The organism is Shewanella sp. SM74 (assembly GCF_025653725.1).
In the GTDB taxonomy this organism is placed as follows: Bacteria; Pseudomonadota; Gammaproteobacteria; order Enterobacterales; family Shewanellaceae; genus Shewanella; species Shewanella oncorhynchi.
The window spans coordinates 151,648-170,477 of sequence record NZ_JAKKRZ010000002.1 but is presented as its reverse complement, the minus strand read 5'-3'; the positions used below and the strand labels follow the sequence as shown (position 1 = coordinate 170,477).

12 protein-coding genes are annotated in these 18,830 nt (G+C 44.3%); 9 read left to right on the top strand and 3 right to left on the bottom strand.

Annotated elements, in window-relative coordinates; all coding sequences use genetic code 11:
- Positions 1-10 precede the first annotated feature (10 nt).
- The 9 genes from L5M49_RS02840 (at position 11) to L5M49_RS02800 (ending at position 14,154) form a co-directional block, all read left to right on the top strand.
- The gene (locus tag L5M49_RS02840; protein ID WP_219251591.1) at positions 11-1,375 is read left to right on the top strand and encodes a DUF1329 domain-containing protein; all 1,365 of its coding nucleotides are present in this window, start codon (positions 11-13) and stop codon (positions 1,373-1,375) included.
- A gap of 54 nt (positions 1,376-1,429) precedes the next feature.
- Positions 1,430-2,446 carry a WD40/YVTN/BNR-like repeat-containing protein gene (locus L5M49_RS02835; RefSeq protein ID WP_263265417.1) on the top strand — a complete coding sequence of 339 codons (1,017 nt, stop codon included), beginning with the start codon at positions 1,430-1,432 and terminating at the stop codon, positions 2,444-2,446.
- A gap of 36 nt (positions 2,447-2,482) precedes the next feature.
- Positions 2,483-4,798, top strand: coding sequence for an efflux RND transporter permease subunit (locus L5M49_RS02830; protein ID WP_263265416.1), 2,316 nt, complete (start codon positions 2,483-2,485; stop codon positions 4,796-4,798).
- Between the two features lie 264 nt (positions 4,799-5,062).
- Positions 5,063-9,907 (top strand): NAD-glutamate dehydrogenase, encoded by a 4,845-nt coding sequence (locus L5M49_RS02825; RefSeq protein WP_263265415.1) that lies wholly within the window; start codon positions 5,063-5,065, stop codon positions 9,905-9,907.
- A gap of 63 nt (positions 9,908-9,970) precedes the next feature.
- Positions 9,971-10,990 carry a quinone-dependent dihydroorotate dehydrogenase gene (gene pyrD, locus L5M49_RS02820; RefSeq protein ID WP_263265414.1) on the top strand — a complete coding sequence of 340 codons (1,020 nt, stop codon included), beginning with the start codon at positions 9,971-9,973 and terminating at the stop codon, positions 10,988-10,990.
- 200 nt (positions 10,991-11,190) lie between these two features.
- On the top strand, positions 11,191-11,724 hold the full coding sequence (locus L5M49_RS02815) for a cell division protein ZapC (protein ID WP_105252649.1): 534 nt from the start codon (positions 11,191-11,193) through the stop codon (positions 11,722-11,724).
- 292 nt (positions 11,725-12,016) lie between these two features.
- The gene (locus L5M49_RS02810; protein WP_263162718.1) at positions 12,017-12,208 is read left to right on the top strand and encodes a hypothetical protein; all 192 of its coding nucleotides are present in this window, start codon (positions 12,017-12,019) and stop codon (positions 12,206-12,208) included.
- Between the two features lie 165 nt (positions 12,209-12,373).
- On the top strand, positions 12,374-13,486 hold the full coding sequence (locus L5M49_RS02805) for an AAA family ATPase (protein WP_263162716.1): 1,113 nt from the start codon (positions 12,374-12,376) through the stop codon (positions 13,484-13,486).
- Positions 13,483-14,154, top strand: coding sequence for a DUF4276 family protein (locus L5M49_RS02800; RefSeq protein ID WP_263254827.1), 672 nt, complete (start codon positions 13,483-13,485; stop codon positions 14,152-14,154). The genes L5M49_RS02805 and L5M49_RS02800 overlap by 4 nt, the downstream gene beginning before the upstream one ends.
- 317 nt (positions 14,155-14,471) lie before the next feature.
- On the opposite strand, the gene L5M49_RS02795 is transcribed toward L5M49_RS02800, so the two are convergent.
- Genes L5M49_RS02795 through L5M49_RS02785 form a run of 3 tightly spaced genes read right to left on the bottom strand, consistent with a single transcriptional unit; the run spans position 14,472 to position 18,501 of the window.
- Positions 14,472-14,807, bottom strand: coding sequence for a YdbL family protein (locus tag L5M49_RS02795; RefSeq protein WP_263265413.1), 336 nt, complete (start codon positions 14,805-14,807; stop codon positions 14,472-14,474).
- Positions 14,808-14,831: 24 nt separating this feature from the next.
- Positions 14,832-15,050 carry a YnbE family lipoprotein gene (locus L5M49_RS02790; RefSeq protein ID WP_028759774.1) on the bottom strand — a complete coding sequence of 73 codons (219 nt, stop codon included), beginning with the start codon at positions 15,048-15,050 and terminating at the stop codon, positions 14,832-14,834.
- 13 nt (positions 15,051-15,063) lie between these two features.
- The gene (locus L5M49_RS02785; RefSeq protein ID WP_263265412.1) at positions 15,064-18,501 is read right to left on the bottom strand and encodes a YdbH domain-containing protein; all 3,438 of its coding nucleotides are present in this window, start codon (positions 18,499-18,501) and stop codon (positions 15,064-15,066) included.
- Positions 18,502-18,830: the final 329 nt, after the last annotated feature.

Genomic DNA, 18,830 nt, shown 5'->3' with positions numbered 1-18,830 from the left:
GACTCAAACAATGAAGAAACTGACGATATTGGCGAGTGCAGTCATGCTGGCGTTCGCAGCGCCAGTCGCTATGGCTAAGATATCAGAAGCTGATGCGGCAAAACTTGGCAATGAACTTACCCCTTTAGGTGCTGAAAAAGCAGGTAATGCTGATGGTTCTATTCCTGCGTGGGATGGTGGTATTACTAAGCCTGTGGCGGGTTATACCAAAGGGATGCATCACCCAGATCCTTTCCCTGAGGATAAGATTGAATTTACTATTACCAATGCTAACAAAGCGCAATATAAAGATTTTTTAACGCCGGGTCAGGTGAAGCTGTTCGAACTTTATCCTGATACCTACAAGATGAATGTGTATAAGACTCGCCGTAGCGCCTCTGTACCACAGTTCGTTTACGATGCGACTAAAGTTAACGCGACTCGTGCTGAACTGATTGCACAGGGCAATGGTATTTCTGGCGCGGCTATTGGTATTCCATTCCCGATCCCTGCAAATGGTTTAGAAGCAATTTGGAACCACATTTTGCGTTTTCGTGGTATCGATATCGAAACTTCCCGTAGCCAAGCTGCACCGACAGCCGATGGTAGCTATAGCTTAGTGGAAACGGCTGAGGAAATTCGTTTCGAATATTCTCGTCCAGAAATTACCTTAGATCAGCTTAAAGCCAGCAATACGCTGTTCTACTTTAAGCAAGTGGTGACTCAGCCTGCGCGTTTAGCAGGTACAGCCTTATTGGTTAAAGAAACCATGGATCAAGAGGCGCTTCCCCGCCAAGCTTGGACCTATAACACAGGTCAACGTCGAGTACGTAAAGCGCCGAACGTGGCTTTTGATACACCGGGTACAGTGTCAGATGGTCTGCGTACGACAGATGATTTCGATATGTTTAACGGCTCTCCAGTGCGTTACAACTGGGAACTGGTTGGCAAAAAAGAAATTTATATCCCGTACAACGATTACAAACTGCATTCAGATAAGCTGAAATATGACCAAATATTGAAACCTGGTCATGTGAATCCTGAGTACGTTCGTTGGGAAAAACACCGCGTATGGCAAGTGAGGGCGACGCTGAAAGACGGTATGCGCCACATTTATAAAGTGCGCGATATGTACCTTGATGAAGATTCATGGCAAGTGTCAATCGCCGATCTCTACGACAACCGTGATCAGTTGTATCGTGTGGCCGTTGCACATGGCTTGAATTATTACGAAGTACCTGCACAGTGGGATACTTTAGAAGTCTTCCATGATTTGCAATCCCGTCGTTATCTCGCTATGGGCTTAGACAACCAAAGTGGCATGTATAACTTCGATGCCAAACTGACTGAAGCTAACTTTACCCCCGATGCATTGCGTCGTGAAGGTATCCGTTAATAGGCCACGTACAAAGGGGCGCTTAGCGCCCCTCATTAGTTTAAGGAAGTTTGTATGTCGTTTCGCATCCTTCAGTGTGTCGCTGTATTAAGTTTCGGTGGCGCTTTTTTTCCTTCTACGTTATCTGCAACGCCCTCTGATCCGATTTTTTCTCAAGTTCAACCTCTTGCTGCTTCATCTTTGATTTTAGATATTGCCAACGTAGGTGCTGGTTTAGTGGCCGTGGGTGAACGTGGCCATGCTCTGGTGTATGACGGCAGTTGGCATCAAGTGGCAACGCCCGTGAGTTCACAGCTGACAAAAGTCTTTTTCCTCAATGAAAAACGCGGTTGGGCTGTAGGTCATGATGCAACCATTTTACATACTCAGGATGGCGGTCAAACTTGGCAGCTACAAATGCATTCACCAGAGATTGAAAAGCCTTTCCTCGATGTGGTGTTTTTAGACGAAAACAATGGTATTGCCATTGGCGCTTACGGTTTGTTTTATCGCACTAATGATGGCGGTGCCCAGTGGCGTGAGGAGTTCCATGAGGAGCTCTTAGCAGAAGAAGATGTGGCTTATTTGGCGGAGTTAAAAGGCAGCGATCAATTGGCCTATTTGAGTGCGCGCGCTTCATTATTGCCGCACTTTAATCGTATTTTAACCTTAACCGATGGACGTTTATTATTGGTTGGCGAGCTGGGGTTAGTCGCTGTTTCTGGCGATCAAGGTAAAACATTTACGCGTACCAATTTTGATTACGATGGTTCTATGTTTAACGCCGCAGAAACGAAAAATGCTGTGTATGTGATGGGCCTTCGCGGTCATATATTCAAAGCTGATGTGAGTTTAAGCCAATGGAATCAAATAGAACTGCCTGTGCAATCCTCAATCAACGGTGCCATGGTTGTTTCTGACGACGCGCTATATTTAGTGGGTAATGCGGGGATAGTGATCAAGCTAAATGAGGACGACACTAGCAGTATCGTGACTCGTCGCCAAGGGGAAAACTTAGTGTCTATTGCAAAGGATAATCAAGGGAATATGTGGTTATCCGGCAGCCAAGGGCTGTTTATTCTTAAGCCATAAAATTTTAAAACTACAATAAATAACAGGGCCGAGAAGATGTTAGAAAAACTGGTCAACGGATTTGAGTCATTTTTGTTTCGCAATCGCGCATGGGTCGTCGGCATTTTTGTGTTTTTGACGTTGTTTTTTGGCTATCAGGCCAGTCAACTCAAAATGGATGCGGCTTTTATCAAAAATATTCCACTGCAGCACAGTTATATGCAGACCTACCTGAAACACCAAAAAGATTTTGGTGGTGCCAACAGCATCATGGTGGCGGTGGAGGATACCAGCGGTAATATTTTTAATGCTAACTATTTTGATACCTTAAAAAACGTGCATGATCAGCTGTTTTTTATTCCTGGGGTTGACCGTGCGCAGGTGAAATCAATTTTTTCGCCTTCCACTCGTTTTACTGAAGTCGTTGAGGATGGTTTTGCTGGCGGGCCTGTTATTCCTGCGGATTTTTCAACTTCAGTGTCTGGGTTAGAAACGGTTCGCGATAATATTGAAAAAGCAGGGATTGTCGGCCGATTGATTGCTAACGATTACAGTGCGGCTATGGTGTCGGCTCAATTAATGGATTTTGATCCACAGACGGGTAAACCGCTTGATACTATTGCTTTTGCCGCACAATTAGAAAAAGAGCTTAGGGGCAAGTTCGAAACCGATAAGGTTAAAATTCACATCATAGGTTTCGCCAAAATGGCGGGGGATGTGGCTGATGGCGCTAAGGGCGTGTTGCTGTTCTTCGTGATCGCGATTTTGATCACCGCCGTCATGGTTTACCTCTTTTCTAAATCCATCATCTTGACCATGTTGCCACTGGTCTGCAGTTTAACGGCTGTGGTCTGGCAGCTTGGTTTATTGACTGTGATAGGTTTCGGTCTCGATCCTATGTCGATTCTGGTACCGTTTTTAGTCTTCGCCATCGGTGTGAGCCACGGGGTGCAGATCATCAATGCTGTACGGCGCCGAGTGCTCGACGGGCAAACGACAAAAGCGGCTTCGGCGTCGGCATTTCGTAGTTTATTAGTGCCGGGTGGTGTGGCATTACTGTCCGATACTGTTGGTTTTATTACCCTGTTATTTATCGATATTGGGATTATTCGCGAGCTGGCGATTTCTGCCTCGCTCGGTGTGGGCGTGATCATTTTCACTAACCTTATCCTGTTGCCTTTGGTGATTTCTTTTACTGAAATAAAAGTCAATAAACACGCAGAACCGACCGCTGAAGAAGTGCGAACTGAGGCTATTTGGCGCTTCATGGCGCGTTTTGCAACGCCTAAATATGCTGTGGTAGTCATTATTGCCACTGTGTTGTTGTATTTTGTGGGTTTGCAACAAGCCAATCAGATGAAGATTGGTGATCTACAGGGCGGCGCGCCAGCGTTACATCAAGATTCGCGTTATAACCTCGATACCTTCTTCATCACAGATCATTTCTCTATCACCACAGATGTGATGACTGTGATTGTTGAGGCAGCACCTGAAGCCTGTACTTACCACGATGTGCTCACTCAAATTGATCAGTTTGAGTGGTTAGTACGCAATACCCCAGGGGTGGAGTCGACTGTGAGTCTGGCGTCAGTCGCTAAAAAAGTGAATGCAGGCTTCAACGAAGGCAATCCAAGATGGGAAGTGTTGCCGCGTACAACGGCGAGCTTAGTACAGGCCATTGGCCAAATTCCCACGACTTCAGGTTTATTAAATGGCGATTGTTCTGTCATGCCTGTGTATCTGTTTATGAAAGATCACAAGGCCGAAACCATAGAAACTGTGGTCGCTAAGGTTAAAGCCGTCGCCGCGAAAATGGACAACGAGAAGTTGCAGTTTAAACTGGCGTCGGGTCCTGTGGGTGTAATGGCAGCGACTAACGAAGCGGTGGCCGAAGCGCAGTTACCTATGATGATATACGTCTATGGTGCTGTGTTTGTACTCTGCTTAATCAGCTTTAAATCTTTTAAAGCCACTGTGGCGGTTATTATTCCGTTATATGTCGTGTCGACACTGGCACAGGCTTTGATGACTCAGCTCGATATTGGCTTAGCTGTCAGTACGTTACCTGTCATTGCGCTGGGGGTTGGTATTGGCGTGGACTATGGTATTTATATCCTCTCGACTATGTCATCTAAGCTATCAAATGGTATGCCAGTACAACAGGCTTACTATGAGGCGTTGGTCGAACGGGGCAGTGCAGTGATCTTTACGGGCCTGACTTTAGCGATTGGTGTCAGTACTTGGTTCTTCTCGGCGCTTAAATTCCAAATGGATATGGGAATATTGTTAACATTCATGTTTGTGGTAAATATGCTCGGTGCCATAATTATCCTACCTGCATTGGCCGCCATTTTCTGGCGTCAGCCTAAGTAGAGTCTACAAATGGGGAGCTAAGCTCCCCATTTACTTTTGAATACTTAGTCTGCTTTATCGATTGTTTGGTCATTTGTCATTCCTTGTTTACGCCAATACTGGATTTCAAGAGGATGTACCACTAAAATTTTCCTCGAAATACAGCGGTTTTAGTAATAAACTTCGCGCGACGATCTAGATCACATTAATTTATCTGCGATTGTTAAGCCGAAGCATCCAAATAATGAAAAAAGCGCTGCCATAGACGCTTAAGGAAACAGCAACATGGCCTTGAAAGATGCAATGCCTTCAGTACTACTTGAAAATGTAGTCAGTTTAATTCACGCTAAAGTCCCTAATTCACAAGCCAAGCAAGTTGAACAGTTCGCCACCAGCCTTTATGCCCACATGTCGAAAGACGATCTCAATGCGCGTAATGACAGTGATTTATACGGTGCGGTTCTCAGTTTATGGAACGCCCTGAACAAAACACCAAAAGGTAACACTCATCTGAGAGTGTTCAATCCTAGCCAAGCCAAACACGGCTGGCAATCTACTCACTCGATCATTGAAGTTATCCAACCTGACATGCCATTCTTGGTCGATTCAGTTGGTATGGCATTGAATCGTATGGGTATTACTGCTCACATGATGTTGCACACTCCACTGGCGATTGAGCGTTCAGAAAGTGGTGTGACAAATGTTACTTATCTTAATAAAAGCCCTGAAAGCACTGAGCATGTCGCCGTATTTTTGATTGAAATTGACCGTCAAAGCAGCACGGTCGATATCAAAGCATTAGAGCGCGAAATTCAGTCTGTGCTTGCCGATGTCGCTTCATCAGTCAACGACTGGGAAGTCATGTCTGCCAAGTTGGCTGAGATGATTAAGGAATTGCCAAAACGTCCGTTCCCGGGCGATAAGCAAGAGTTAGAAGAAGCGATTAACTTCCTGACTTACTTGAATAATCATCACTTTACGCTATTAGGTTACCGTCAATACGATTTGAAACGTGTCGAAGGTGACGTTGAGTTAGTGCCTAATATCGCCTCTAGTTTAGGTTTGATGAACAAGCACACTAAAGCACAACCTGAGCAAGGTTTGTTGTTATCTAGCTTCTCCGATAGTGCCCGCAAAGAAGCCTTAGATCACAGCTTACTGATCCTCACTAAGAGCAGCGCTAAGAGCCGTGTGCATCGCCCAGCTTATGTCGATTATATCGGTATTAAGCGTTTCGATAAGAAAGGCAATGTGATTGGCGAAGATAGATTTATCGGTTTATATGCGTCAAACCTATATAACCGCAGCCCACGTGAAATCCCACTGCTGAATGAAAAAGTGCAGCGTGTGTTAGATCGTTCAGGCTTGACCCCACGTTCACACGACTATAAAGCCCTGCTAAACATCCTTGAGAATTTACCTCGTGACGAGCTAATTCAAGCCAATGTTGATGATTTATCGCACATGGCCCATGGCGTGTTAGAAATGCAAGACAGAGACAAGCTGAAACTCTTTGTACGCAAAGATGGCTTTGGCCGTTTCTTATCCTGTTTAGTGTACGTTTCTAAGGATCGTTACAACACTAAACTCCGCCAAGATACTCAACGTATTCTGGCCCAGCACTTTAACAGCAAAGAAGATGTAGAGTTTACGACTTATTTCTCCGAGTCGACGCTAGCCCGCACTCACTACATAGTCAAAGTTGATAACAATAATATGGATGTAGATGTGGCTGCCATAGAGAACAACTTAATAGAAGCGGCACGTTCGTGGGAAGATAAGTTAAGTACTGCGCTTAACAGTGCACTCGGCGAAGAAGCTGGCACTCATCTGACTAAGCGTTATTTCAATGCGTTTGAGCAAAGCTATAAAGAAGACGTATTGCCAAGTTCTGCCGTCGTCGACATGCAACAGCTAGAAGCACTGGATGATGAACACAAGCTCGGCATGTTGTTCTATCAACCGCAGGAAGCGGCGCTGAACGATAACAAAGTGCGTTTAAAGCTATTCCATAAAGATGAGCCTATTCATCTTTCTGACGTGCTGCCAATGCTCGAAAACTTTGGTCTGCGCGTGATCAACGAGCGTCCATATGAAGTCACGACTTCAGACGGTTCTACCTTCTGGATCTTAGACTTCTTGATGACAGTTAAAGTCGTCAACACAGATAACATCGCTGATAGCCAAGATAGATTCCAAACTGCACTGTCACAAGTGTGGCAAAAGAAGTTAGAAGATGACGGCTTCAACCGCATTATTCTGGCGTCAGGTTTAACGGGCCGTGAAGTCTCTGTATTGCGCGCTTATGCGAAATACATGCGTCAAATCGATGCAACTTTCAGTCAGTCATATATTGAAGAAACCTTCGGTCGTTACCCACAAATCGCTGATTTGTTGGTGAAGATGTTCATCCGTAAATTTAACCCTAAACTGAAAACTCGTACTCTGGGCAAGTTTTTGGAGCAGATCAATTTACGTTTAGACGAAGTGTCTAGCTTAGATGATGACCGTATTATTCGTCGTTATTTAGACTTGATTAACGCCACTCTGCGTACCAACTTCTACCAACTGGATGCCAAAGGCGAATCTAAGAGTTATATCTCGTTTAAATTCATGCCTTCGCTGATCCCTGAAATGCCACGTCCACTGCCGAAATTCGAAATATTCGTTTATTCGCCACGGGTTGAAGGTGTGCATTTACGTTACGGTAAAGTGGCTCGTGGTGGTCTGCGTTGGTCAGATCGTCGTGAAGACTTCCGTACCGAAGTATTGGGTTTGGTAAAAGCACAGCAAGTGAAAAACACTGTGATTGTGCCTGTGGGTGCTAAAGGTGGCTTTGTTTGTAAACAATTGCCAACTGAAGGCGGCCGTGAAGCTTTCTTCACCGAAGGTCAAGAATGTTACCGCATCTTTATCCGTGCATTGCTCGATATTACCGATAACATTTTGAACGGTGAAATCGTCCATCCATTGGATGTGGTTCGTCACGATGAAGATGACCCCTATTTAGTGGTAGCAGCCGATAAAGGCACAGCGACTTTCTCTGATATCGCGAACTCGATTTCCCTCGAATACCGCTTCTGGCTCGGTGATGCATTCGCATCGGGTGGCAGCAACGGTTATGACCATAAGAAAATGGGTATCACGGCCAAAGGCGGCTGGGAATCGGTTAAGCGTCATTTCCGCGAAGTCGGTATTGATTGCCAAACTACAGACTTTACCTGTTTAGGTATAGGTGACATGGCGGGCGACGTATTCGGTAACGGTATGTTGTTGTCTAAGCACACTAAACTGGTTGCAGCCTTTAACCACATGCATATCTTTATCGATCCAAATCCGGATACGGCATTAAGTTATGATGAACGGGCGCGTTTATTCGCTCTGCCACGTTCAAGCTGGGAAGACTACAGCAGCAAGTTGATTTCTAAAGGTGGCGGTATTTTCCTCCGTTCATCTAAATCCATTCCATTATCGGCAGAGATGAAGCAAATGTTGGCCACAGAGAAAACCTCTATGACCCCAACTGAGCTGATGAAAGAACTGTTGAAAATGCCAGTGGATTTGATCTGGAACGGCGGTATCGGTACGTATGTGAAATCTTCACGTGAAACCCACGCTGAAGTCGGCGATCGTGCCAACGATGCTCTACGTGTCAACGGTGGCGAACTGCGCGCTAAGATAGTCGGCGAGGGTGGTAACTTAGGTTGTACTCAGTTAGGTCGTATTGAATATGCGTCTAATGGCGGTCGCATCAACACTGACTTCGTGGATAACGTTGGTGGTGTGGACTGTTCCGACAACGAAGTGAACATCAAGATTTTGCTGAACGCTATGGTGACTGAAGGTGAACTGACGCTTAAGCAGCGTAACCGTTTACTGGAAGAAATGACTGAAGAAGTCGGCCAAATCGTACTACAAGACTGTAAAGATCAAACTCGTACTATCTCTGTGACTCAAGTGCGCGGTGCTGAGCAGTTAAAAGAGCAGATCCGCTTTATCCAGTACCTGGAAAAAGAAGGCAAGTTAGACAGAGCGTTAGAGTTCTTACCGTCTGACGATGAGCTAGCTGAACGTTTAGCCAGTGGTCGTGCATTAACGCGCCCAGAGCTATCAGTATTGGTTGCCTATGCGAAGATGGTGCTGAAAGAGCAATTAGTGACGCCAGAAATCACTGAAGATACTTTGTTAAGCCAATTGCTTATCGCCTATTTCCCGAAAAAACTTCAGGAAAAATACAGCGACAAAATGGCAACCCATCCACTGCGTGGCGAAATTATTGCGACCTCACTCGCCAATGAACTCGTCAACGACATGGGCTTGAACTTTGTTCAACGTATGCAAGATGAGACTGGTGCCTCAGTTGCCGACGCGGCAATTTGTTACACTATGGCCCGCGAAGTATTTGGTTTAGCTGAATTAACTAGATCGATCACTGACTTAAACGGCATAGTTCCGGCTGTGGTTCAAGGTGAAATGCTGCATCAGTTACGCCGCAATATGCGTCGTGCTAGCCGCTGGTTCCTCCGTCACCGTAACCGCTCTTGGAGCATCGAACAAACCGTTGCCTTCTTCAAACCAGTATTTGAACAAATTAAAGATAATGTTCATTTATATCTGGTAGAAGAAGAAGCGAAAGGTATTCAATCTGAGATCAATGCCTTGGTCAAAGAAAACGTACCACAAGCTGTGGCAACCATTGTGGCTAACATGAGCACCTTGTTCTCTGCCTTAGACATTGCCCAAATTGCGCAAACAGAAGATAAGACAGTGGCATTAGTGGCTGAAACTTACTTCAAACTCGGCGCCCGCGTTGAGCTGCACTGGTTCTTAGAACAGATCAGCGCTCAACCTGTAGCGAACCATTGGCAAGCACTGGCTCGTGCCGCCTTTAGGGAAGAGTTAGATTGGCAACAACGTGCATTAAGTTCAGTTGTCTTAAGAACTTGCAGTGCAACCTGTGATGCCGAAAGTGTGATTTCTCAGTGGATTGAGATAAATCAAGGCTTATTGGAAAGATGGTTCCATATGCTAGCTGACTTTAAAACGTCGCAAATCCATGAGTTTGCTAAGTTCTCTGTCGCCCTACGTGAACTTAACCTTCTGATCCTTCATTGCGAAGGCCAAAAGTAAACTTATTATAACAATCAGAAGCCCTGGCGATCGCCGGGGCTTTTTTTAGGTCGAGGAAAGTACATGTTTTATAAAATCGCACAGAAAGTCATGTTTCAGATGGATCCTGAGCGAGCTCACCATCTTGCTATAGGCAGTTTAAAAATGACCGCCAATAGCCCGTTAACGTGTCTATATGGACAAACGATTGCACCTGCTCCTGTCAGCTTTATGGGGTTGACCTTTCCTAACCCAGTGGGACTCGCTGCCGGTATGGACAAGGACGGCGAATCGATTGATGCCTTTCATGCGATGGGATTTGGTCATATTGAAGTGGGTACAGTTACCCCAAGACCACAGCCTGGTAACGATTTACCCCGTCTATTTAGATTAAAGCCTGCTAAAGGCATCATTAATCGCATGGGGTTTAATAATAAGGGTGTCGATAATCTGGTCAAAAATTTGATCGCTAAAAAGACCGATATTATGGTTGGCGTCAATATTGGCAAAAATAAAGACACGCCAGTAGAACAAGGTAAAGACGATTATTTGATCTGCATGGATAAAGTTTATCTCCATGCGGCTTATATTGCGGTGAATATTTCATCACCCAATACCCCAGGATTACGATCGCTACAATATGGCGATCTATTAGATGAATTATTGAGCGCAATTAAAACCAAGCAACTTGAGCTGGCCGAAAAGCATAAAAAATACGTGCCCATCGCGCTTAAAATTGCTCCAGATTTAACCATCGAAGAAATTGAAAATATCGCGCAAGCTTTGATTAAAAACAAATTTGATGGTGCAATTGCGACCAATACCACTTTAACGCGTGATGGTGTTAGCGGTCTTGCCAACGCCAATGAAAGCGGCGGGTTAAGCGGCAAACCTTTAACTGAGCTGTCTACTAAAGTGATTAAGCAATTGGCAATTTGTTTGAAAGGGCAGATCCCGATCATAGGTGTGGGCGGTATTAATAGCGCTGAAGATGCCTTAGCCAAATTTGATGCGGGCGCGACTATGGTTCAGATTTATTCGGGTTTTATTTATCAAGGTCCGAAGTTAATTAAAGAAATAGTGAATGCATACTGCTTGAAATAATGATCTTAGGATTAATATAACGATCTAAAATAAGATCTTATTCTTTAACAGCGATCTAAAATGATCCTTAGATCGCTGTTAAGATCCTACAATAGATCGACTAAGTAACTGTTAAATAATTTGTATTTTATTATTTTTATTTTGATATTGGATAAAATATCTACTATTATGTCCCAGTGTTCAAATATTGGGTCACCGTTATGTTATTAATGCCGCAAAAAGATTGGCAATGGAAATATAACGATTCGTATGGTGTATTAGGCGTATCGTTAGGTTCCGAGATAGAATTTCTGACGTCTTATAAAGCAAAATTACTCATTCCAGATGCCTTATCAAGCATGGAATTTAATATTGCGCACGCCAAATTCTATATGAACTTACTCGATAGATTGCCTAAAACCCTGTCTTTGTCCGATGCCGCTATTGTTCAAATTGCGCTCAATGCCACCGCCGCCCATTTTATGCTGACACCGCAAATGCCTAAATCATGGTTTTTTGATACCAGTGATGTCTGTGTTTATAGCGACGTAGGTAAAGTCTTTGAGCTTAAATGCCAAAAGCAAAGAGTGCTCGCCCTCGTGGTTGAAAATACCCTACAGTCCGCGCTAGTGATGTTATTGTCACCTGAATGTGTTTTGTCGGGCGCGAAAACTATGGTGCAGTTTGAAACCATCAAAGTGATGCATAATCGCTTACACCCACTACGTGCGCAGCGCCACGTGGTAGCAGCATAATGGGGTTGTAGATCAATAGTCATCATTGGTTTTTAATATCTGCCATTAGCCATACATCACGATTGGTTTTGATATTAACCACTTGCCGATAATTCGCTAAAATCCCCATGGCGTTAGTGCGTTATCTGTACTCTTTTCTGCTAATTTCTGCTAAGAAAGCCTTTTCCTAAAATTAGTCACGTGGATCTTCAACACCTTCCTTTCGAATGCTACCCAACGATAATTTGTGAGTCTTATTACTCTTTATTGGCTCTGCTTTTAGTATCAAACTCACTACGCAGTCTGGTTTGCCATGGTATTCACTCGTCGACTCGCAGCGAGTCCATCCGTGGATGCTCGACCGCCCCGTCCATGGGGCGGACGGTCGTCTCGCCAATCACCATGGCGCACCTTTCAGCATTTGCGTAGTCTGCAGGTTCAAGAGGAGGAGTTTTTATTTAACTATGGTAAGAACGGTTTTGGTGAGCTGTTTGTGTACCTCTAAAAGCAAAAAGAGTTGGGAGTGCCTATATTTTTTGGGGATTAAAATGCGCTAGCCGTGGTAAAGTGTCTGTTATTGTTTGGACCGAATAAGGCGATCGTATCAACGATTACCAATTAACGTCAGCAGAAAAGTGTGTAGCCAGAGAAAGCTAAAAGAGGGTGTAAAATGGGTACAGTAAACCCCATCAAGGAATTGAGTATTGTCGGTTTTAAATCGATACGTTCGATGGAAAAGCTAAGATTAAATAGCTTAAACGTCCTAATTGGCGCTAATGGTGTTGGTAAAAGTAACTTTGTTTCATATTTCCGCTTGCTTGGCGAGATGCTCGACGGGCGTTTACAGGTATGGAGTAAAAAACAGGGCGGAGCAGATCGAATTTTAAGCTTTGGCATAAAAGAAACTGAAAAATTTGGATCTCTTGTGACCTTTGGTATTAATGGTTATAAGTTTCTTTTAGAACCAACAGTAGATGGTGGTTTTACTTTTGCGCAAGAATCACTCTATTTTAAAGGGCCTTATTTTGGTGATAAGTGGATTTCTCTGGGTTCTGGTCATAATGAAGCAAAGCTAAAATTTAAATATGAAAAAAGCAGTAAATTTTCAGAAGCTGATTATTGTTATAGTTCAATTTCGAGTTGGCGTGTGTACCATTTTCACGACACTAGCGATACGGCAGGAGTAAAGCGGTTATCCTCTGTACACGATAACGAGTATTTACGTAATGATGCTTCAAACTTAGCAGCGTATTTATATCGTTTAAAAAATGAAGAGTCCGAGGTATATAGTCAAATTCGTAAGACTGTTAAGCTAGCGATACCATTTTTCAACGATTTTGTGTTAAAGCCAACTCAGTTAGAAACTGGTGAAGAACAAGTTCGTTTATTATGGACACAAACAGATAGTGATTATGCGTTATGGCCTAGTCAGTTGTCTGATGGTTCAATCCGTTTTATTTGCTTAGTAACAGCGTTGCTACAACCCAAACCTCCTTCTACCATTATTATTGACGAGCCTGAGCTTGGATTACACCCGTACGCTATTACTTTACTTGGAGCATTATTACGATCGGCTTCACTGCGTATGCAAGTGATTGTTTCGACACAATCAGTACCTTTGCTGAATGAGTTTGAAATCGATGATCTTATTGTTGTAGAAAGAGAAAATGGTGCTTCTAACTTTAAACGTTTAGAGGAAGATGAATTTAAGTTTTGGCTTGAGGATTATTCAGTTGGTGAACTTTGGGAGAAAAATATTTTAGGCGGGAGGCCGTCAAAATGATCATTGTTCATGTCATTTGTGAAGGGCAAACTGAAGAAGCCTTTGTTAATAATTTACTTGTTGAACCTTTTGCTAATAAAGGTATTTACCTTAGGCCTGCTTTAATAGGTAAACCTGGGCATAAAGGCGGTAACTTCAAATTTGAACGTCTTTTGCCCGATATCCGAAATCGACTTACTGCGGATAAAAACTGCTATTGCACCACATTTTTTGATTTCTATGGTTTACCCGAATCATTCCCGGGTAAAAAAGCTTTAGCTGTTAATGCTGCTATTACGGATAAGGCTGAATCGTTGCAGAAAGAATTGGTTGCAAAGCTTACCGAGACATTAGGTACTGATGTGATGCGCCGCTTTATTCCTTTTGTACAAATGTATGAGTTCGAAGGTTTGTTATTCAGCGATCCCGAGAAAATGGCTTTAGGCATGGATAAACCAGATTTAGTTGCATCCTTTCAAGCTATCGCTGATAAGTTCGCTTCACCTGAACACATCAACAACAGCCCGCAAACAGCACCGAGTAAGCGTATTATAAGTTTAATTGATAATTACGAAAAACCACTGATGGGAACTTTGGCGGCACTAGATGTTGGCCTTGAAGCTATGCGCGGAAAATGTGAGTTATTTAATACATGGTTGCAACAAATTGAAGCATTGTCAGCAGAGTAATTATTACAATAGCAATCAATTTTTTAGTAACACAATTACGTAATTTAGTTAATAATTTAATAGCACCCATTGTTAAATTTGGTTACCCAGTATACGCCGGGGTTGATGAGATTAAGCACAGTCATGGAAGTGACCATCCGTGACATGGATGTCACGGTCGAGAGCCTATAGGGATACTTCTTACTAGGTAACAGGACGGCGTGTCACTGGAATAAGTGTGCTTAATCAAACTCCATCAACAAAAACGCCTGCTACTGCAGGCGTTTTGTTTATGTCTATTCGTTTTGCTTTTACGCGCTAGAGCCTTAGAAAGCGGACTACTTTTTAGTCCATTTGCCTTTGGCATCTTGTACATAGTTGCCTTTATCTGTGGCGGCTATGGCTTTTTCACCGGCGAGTTTAGCGACGTCGGCAGGGGAGAGTTTGTTCTTCTTGGCAATGGTTTCGTAGTGTGCGCGACGTTTGTTATTTACGTCGTCCATCACGACTTTGGCTTCGGGATTGGCTTGCACTAATCCCAAGTAGCCGTTGGCTTGTTCCCCTAAATAGCCCTGTGATTTAGCTTCTTGAAGTGACATGGCAAAGGCGCTTAGGCTTAAGACGCTGAGGGTTAATAGCAATAATAACTTTGTTTTTAGTCGGATTGATTTCATGGTGATTCCTCAATTCTTATTTAATTAGAACAGCTTATCGTCTGACAGGAGTTGGTCTAATTCCTTATCTACTTTGATCCGTATCTCATGTTCAATTTTCACATTGAGATTGATAACGATAGGTTTATCCGGCGGTTCTATTTTTACTGTGGGCGTACAGCCCTGCAATGAGGCTAGGGCTACCAATGCGATAAGTGCGCTTCGGGTACCTATGCTAATTTGCTGTAATTGAATTATCTTCACTGAGGTTTCCTTGTTACTTCACTGATTTTTCGATTCTGTCCTGCAAGTCATTACCAATTTGCAGACTTCTAAATAATTGCAGCATGTTCTCTTCGTGGGAGTAATTCAAGTGGATAGGGCGTTCAATCCCTTCACCGCGGCCTTTCACTTCGACGAGTAGTTTAGCATCACCGGCTTGGTCCATATCAAAGCTGCTTGATAATTGACTGTATTGTAAGTGTTCTAACGTTGAAAAGACAAAGTCTAGATACGGTTGGGATTGGCGCATCTGCTCAACGGCGGGGTTGCCTGAGATAGCGATGAGGCCGCCGGGTGCGCGCGCGGCTAATTGCCCGCCAGTGATCGACACTTTGCCGTTGATTAAATCGACGGGCAACACGCCATCGAATATGCCGTCGGCATAGATGCCAATTTGCGGTTGAATACGCAGGACCTCTTCTAGACTCATGGCCTGCAGTAACAGATAGGCATGGGATTTATCCTGCAATTTAAGATTAAATTCTGGCAGCAGAAACTGGCCGCTGAGCACTTTGCCTTTGGCGGTCATGGAAACATCGGTGTCACTTAAGCCTGTGAGTTGTTGTATCCAATTGTCGGGCAATTTCTCGGCATCTTTGCCAAGGGCGATATCGGCTTCCACTTCGATATCGGTCAGTGGGAAGCCTGGATCAAATAAGTTAAAGGTCATCAGCGTCTGCGGGCAATTGAGCTTACTGAGGCTGCTAAAATAGCCTTTATCCTGCGGCTTGTTATGAGACTCTTTTTTATAAGATTGCCCCCAAGTGAACTCACATTGCGCTTGCAGTTTTCCCCCCTCAAAAATGATGTCTTTATAAAAGCCTTCAAGTTCTGTCATCGATTGAGTTATTTGCATGGCAAATTGGGTCTGATCGCGCTGTTGGGTTAAATTAAACTGCGCCTGTAATTGGTTATTACCTGTGACATTAAGCTCAGATGGTAAGGGTTGGGTTTGATTGAGCAAGGCCAGCGCCTCGGTCATGCTAGTGTTGACTACCCATTGGCCCGTTAACACTAAGGGATTGTTCGCGGTGGCAAGGTTCAACTTGTGTTGGCTTTGCAGCTCAACTGTGCCCACTTGCCAGTGCTCATCACCAAAGAGCGTGTTATTTTTCCAATCTAAGCTTTGTGCCAGCGTTAACTTGTCCAGCTTAAGTACGGTTTCTTTGCGGCTGCGGCCTTTGCTGCTGAGCTGTTTTTCGATATTTAGCTGACTGGCTTGCCATGCGAGTTGATTACGCCAAGTGGTAGAGAGCAGCGAGTCGAACAGCGCTTCGATATTGGGTTTAAGTTCAAATGACATGGCTTTTTGTAATGCAATCGAGAAACTGCCCGCATTCATATCGGTTTTCGTTATGATGCTAGTGCTAGCATTTTTATCCGCATTAGCCTCAGTGACTACACCATCTGTCACTAAAGTCTGTTTGGTCTGCGAAAAATACAGTTGCTCCAGTGCTAAGGTTAAAGGTGGTATGGCAAGGGTTAACCTGTTTGCGGTATCAGATGTGGGTACTGAGCTTTGCGCTGGACTGACTTTCTGAATGCTAGCGTTTTGAATACCAGAACTCTGAGTATGAGTGCTTTGCTGCGAGCTTATGTTCAGCGGCGCGAGGGCATTTATCGCGATACTACCAAGGCTAAACTCTGCATGTTTAGCCGCATTTTTATTTTGCATGCTAATACGCTTAAGCTCACCCACGGCGAACTCTAGCGTGTTGCCAGTATCTTGTTTTGTTGATTGAGTCAGTTCAGTCGACTCGGTAGCGGCAGTGATGAATTGCCAATCGGTTGAACTTGGCGTCTGAACTAAGTTAAATGTGCCTGCTGTTGTTAACTGACTATTATTCCAGCTAAAGTCCTGCGGTGGATTTGCCCACAATTCAGATAATTGCATTGAGCCTGTTTGCCTCGTACTAAGGCGCCAATCTGTTTTGAAGGACAGTGCTTCGATTGATTTTGTGATTTCAACATTGGCCAAATCGACTTGGGTATCGAGCTTACTGCCTAAGGTCTTAAGCTTCACTCGAGGAAGTTTAATCGCAAGGGGATTAGCTAAGTGCACATCTTGCGGAATTTGAGTCAGCGGGTAATGCAGGGCTTCAGGCAATGTCAGTGCGATTCCCACTGGTGTATCTGTACTTTTGAGCCCCGATAGCAGCTTAGCGATTTGACTCGCTGTCTGATCAGGCACTTGCTCAGTTATCGGTTGAGATACTGGTTCAGATACTGACTGAGATGAAGGTTTAGCCAGCGTCTCATCGAGCAGCTGCATCAATCGTTGTTGCTGCTCTGTATTTGGACTCAGCGCTAAGCTAAAGGGCTCTAGTTTTAGGTCAAGTTCGGCTAAATGCCCTGCAATCTTAAATGCTAACTCAGACTTAGGTGCAAGCTCGGGTTTAGGCGCAAGCTCTAGTGCAGCCAGTTGATTAAAGGTCAGCTTTGGATCGATTAATTGATGCTCACTGATAAGTTCGCCTGAGGTTAAAGTGATACTGCTGTTGGATACCAATTGGCCTTGTAAATCAATTGCTAACGCTTGCCACTCTTTATCAAGCTCAGTTAACGGACTCAGTACACTGTCTTGCGCTTGCCTCAGGCTGATTTGATGCAAGCTTGCAAGCAGCGGCGCGAGTGCAATTTGACTTGCCAGTTGCCACTGTTGGGCTGCGAGTGTGGCTTTGAGTGTGGCGATGCTTTCACCTTCGTGGCTAAACTCGCTGTTGATTTCCCCCGCGCCGTTAAGGCTCAACTTGTCCATCACCAAACGATAGGCGGGTAAATCATTTTGGGTGTCGAGATGGTGAGCTTTGAGAATAAGGCTGGTTTTACCGATATCGATAAGGGGTAATGATTTGATATCTAAGGCCAAGGCTGGGCCTTGTTCATCGATGGCATTTCGATTGGGTAAAAATAGCGATTCTCCTAACTCGACTTCAATATCACCTGTGGAGATTTGGGTGAGTTTTTGAGTGAGGTAAGCGATTTGGCTGAACTGTTTCAGCTCGACAAAACTTTGCGGCCAGTCAAGTTTTAGCTGAATATTCAGGTTATTCAGCCTGATATGGCTGTCATGCACCCTAAGATTGGCAGAAGTAATGCGCCAATGTTCTAACTGACTTTCCCCTAATTCAATGTCAATCAGTTCGCTGTCCATGTCTGCGAGAGCAAAATTTGCCGCCTGCATGATCAGTTTTTCAGCCTGGGTATTCACAATCCACACAGTTAATGCCACGCCCGCCAAGATGCCCGTTAAGCTGGTCGCCAATAAGGTCTTTTTCAGGGGGAATTTACGGCGGCTTTGTGTTGCAACATGAGTATCCGTCCCAGAACCTGCAGTACCTCTGTGAGGGCCAGCGGATGTCTCCGTTGCCTCGTGTTGAGGTGCCTTGCTATCAGAAGCACTGCTACGGCTTGGTTTGTTGTGGATTGGCATTGGGTTCGATTTCTTTCCTTCTTCACTGAGCCCTGATCAAACTCGTGCCTTAGCATTGAACAAATACAATCACGCCTGCTTTGCATCGGTATCTTGCTGAGGTACTTTTTTAGTCACTGACTCTAGGAGCCGTCTTCTTAGCCGCTGTCGCAGCGTGCACGAGCATCAGAGGCAGTTTAACACTCAAGGGCTTAGCTGACTAATGTGAAAGGATCATCGAATAGACAAGAGCCTGCTGTCAATAGTTGAAGCTTTACAGGCTCTTGTACCTAATCTGTTATTCGAGCTAGCTAACTTTTAGTTAACTCACTCTTGGTGAGTGAATTGGA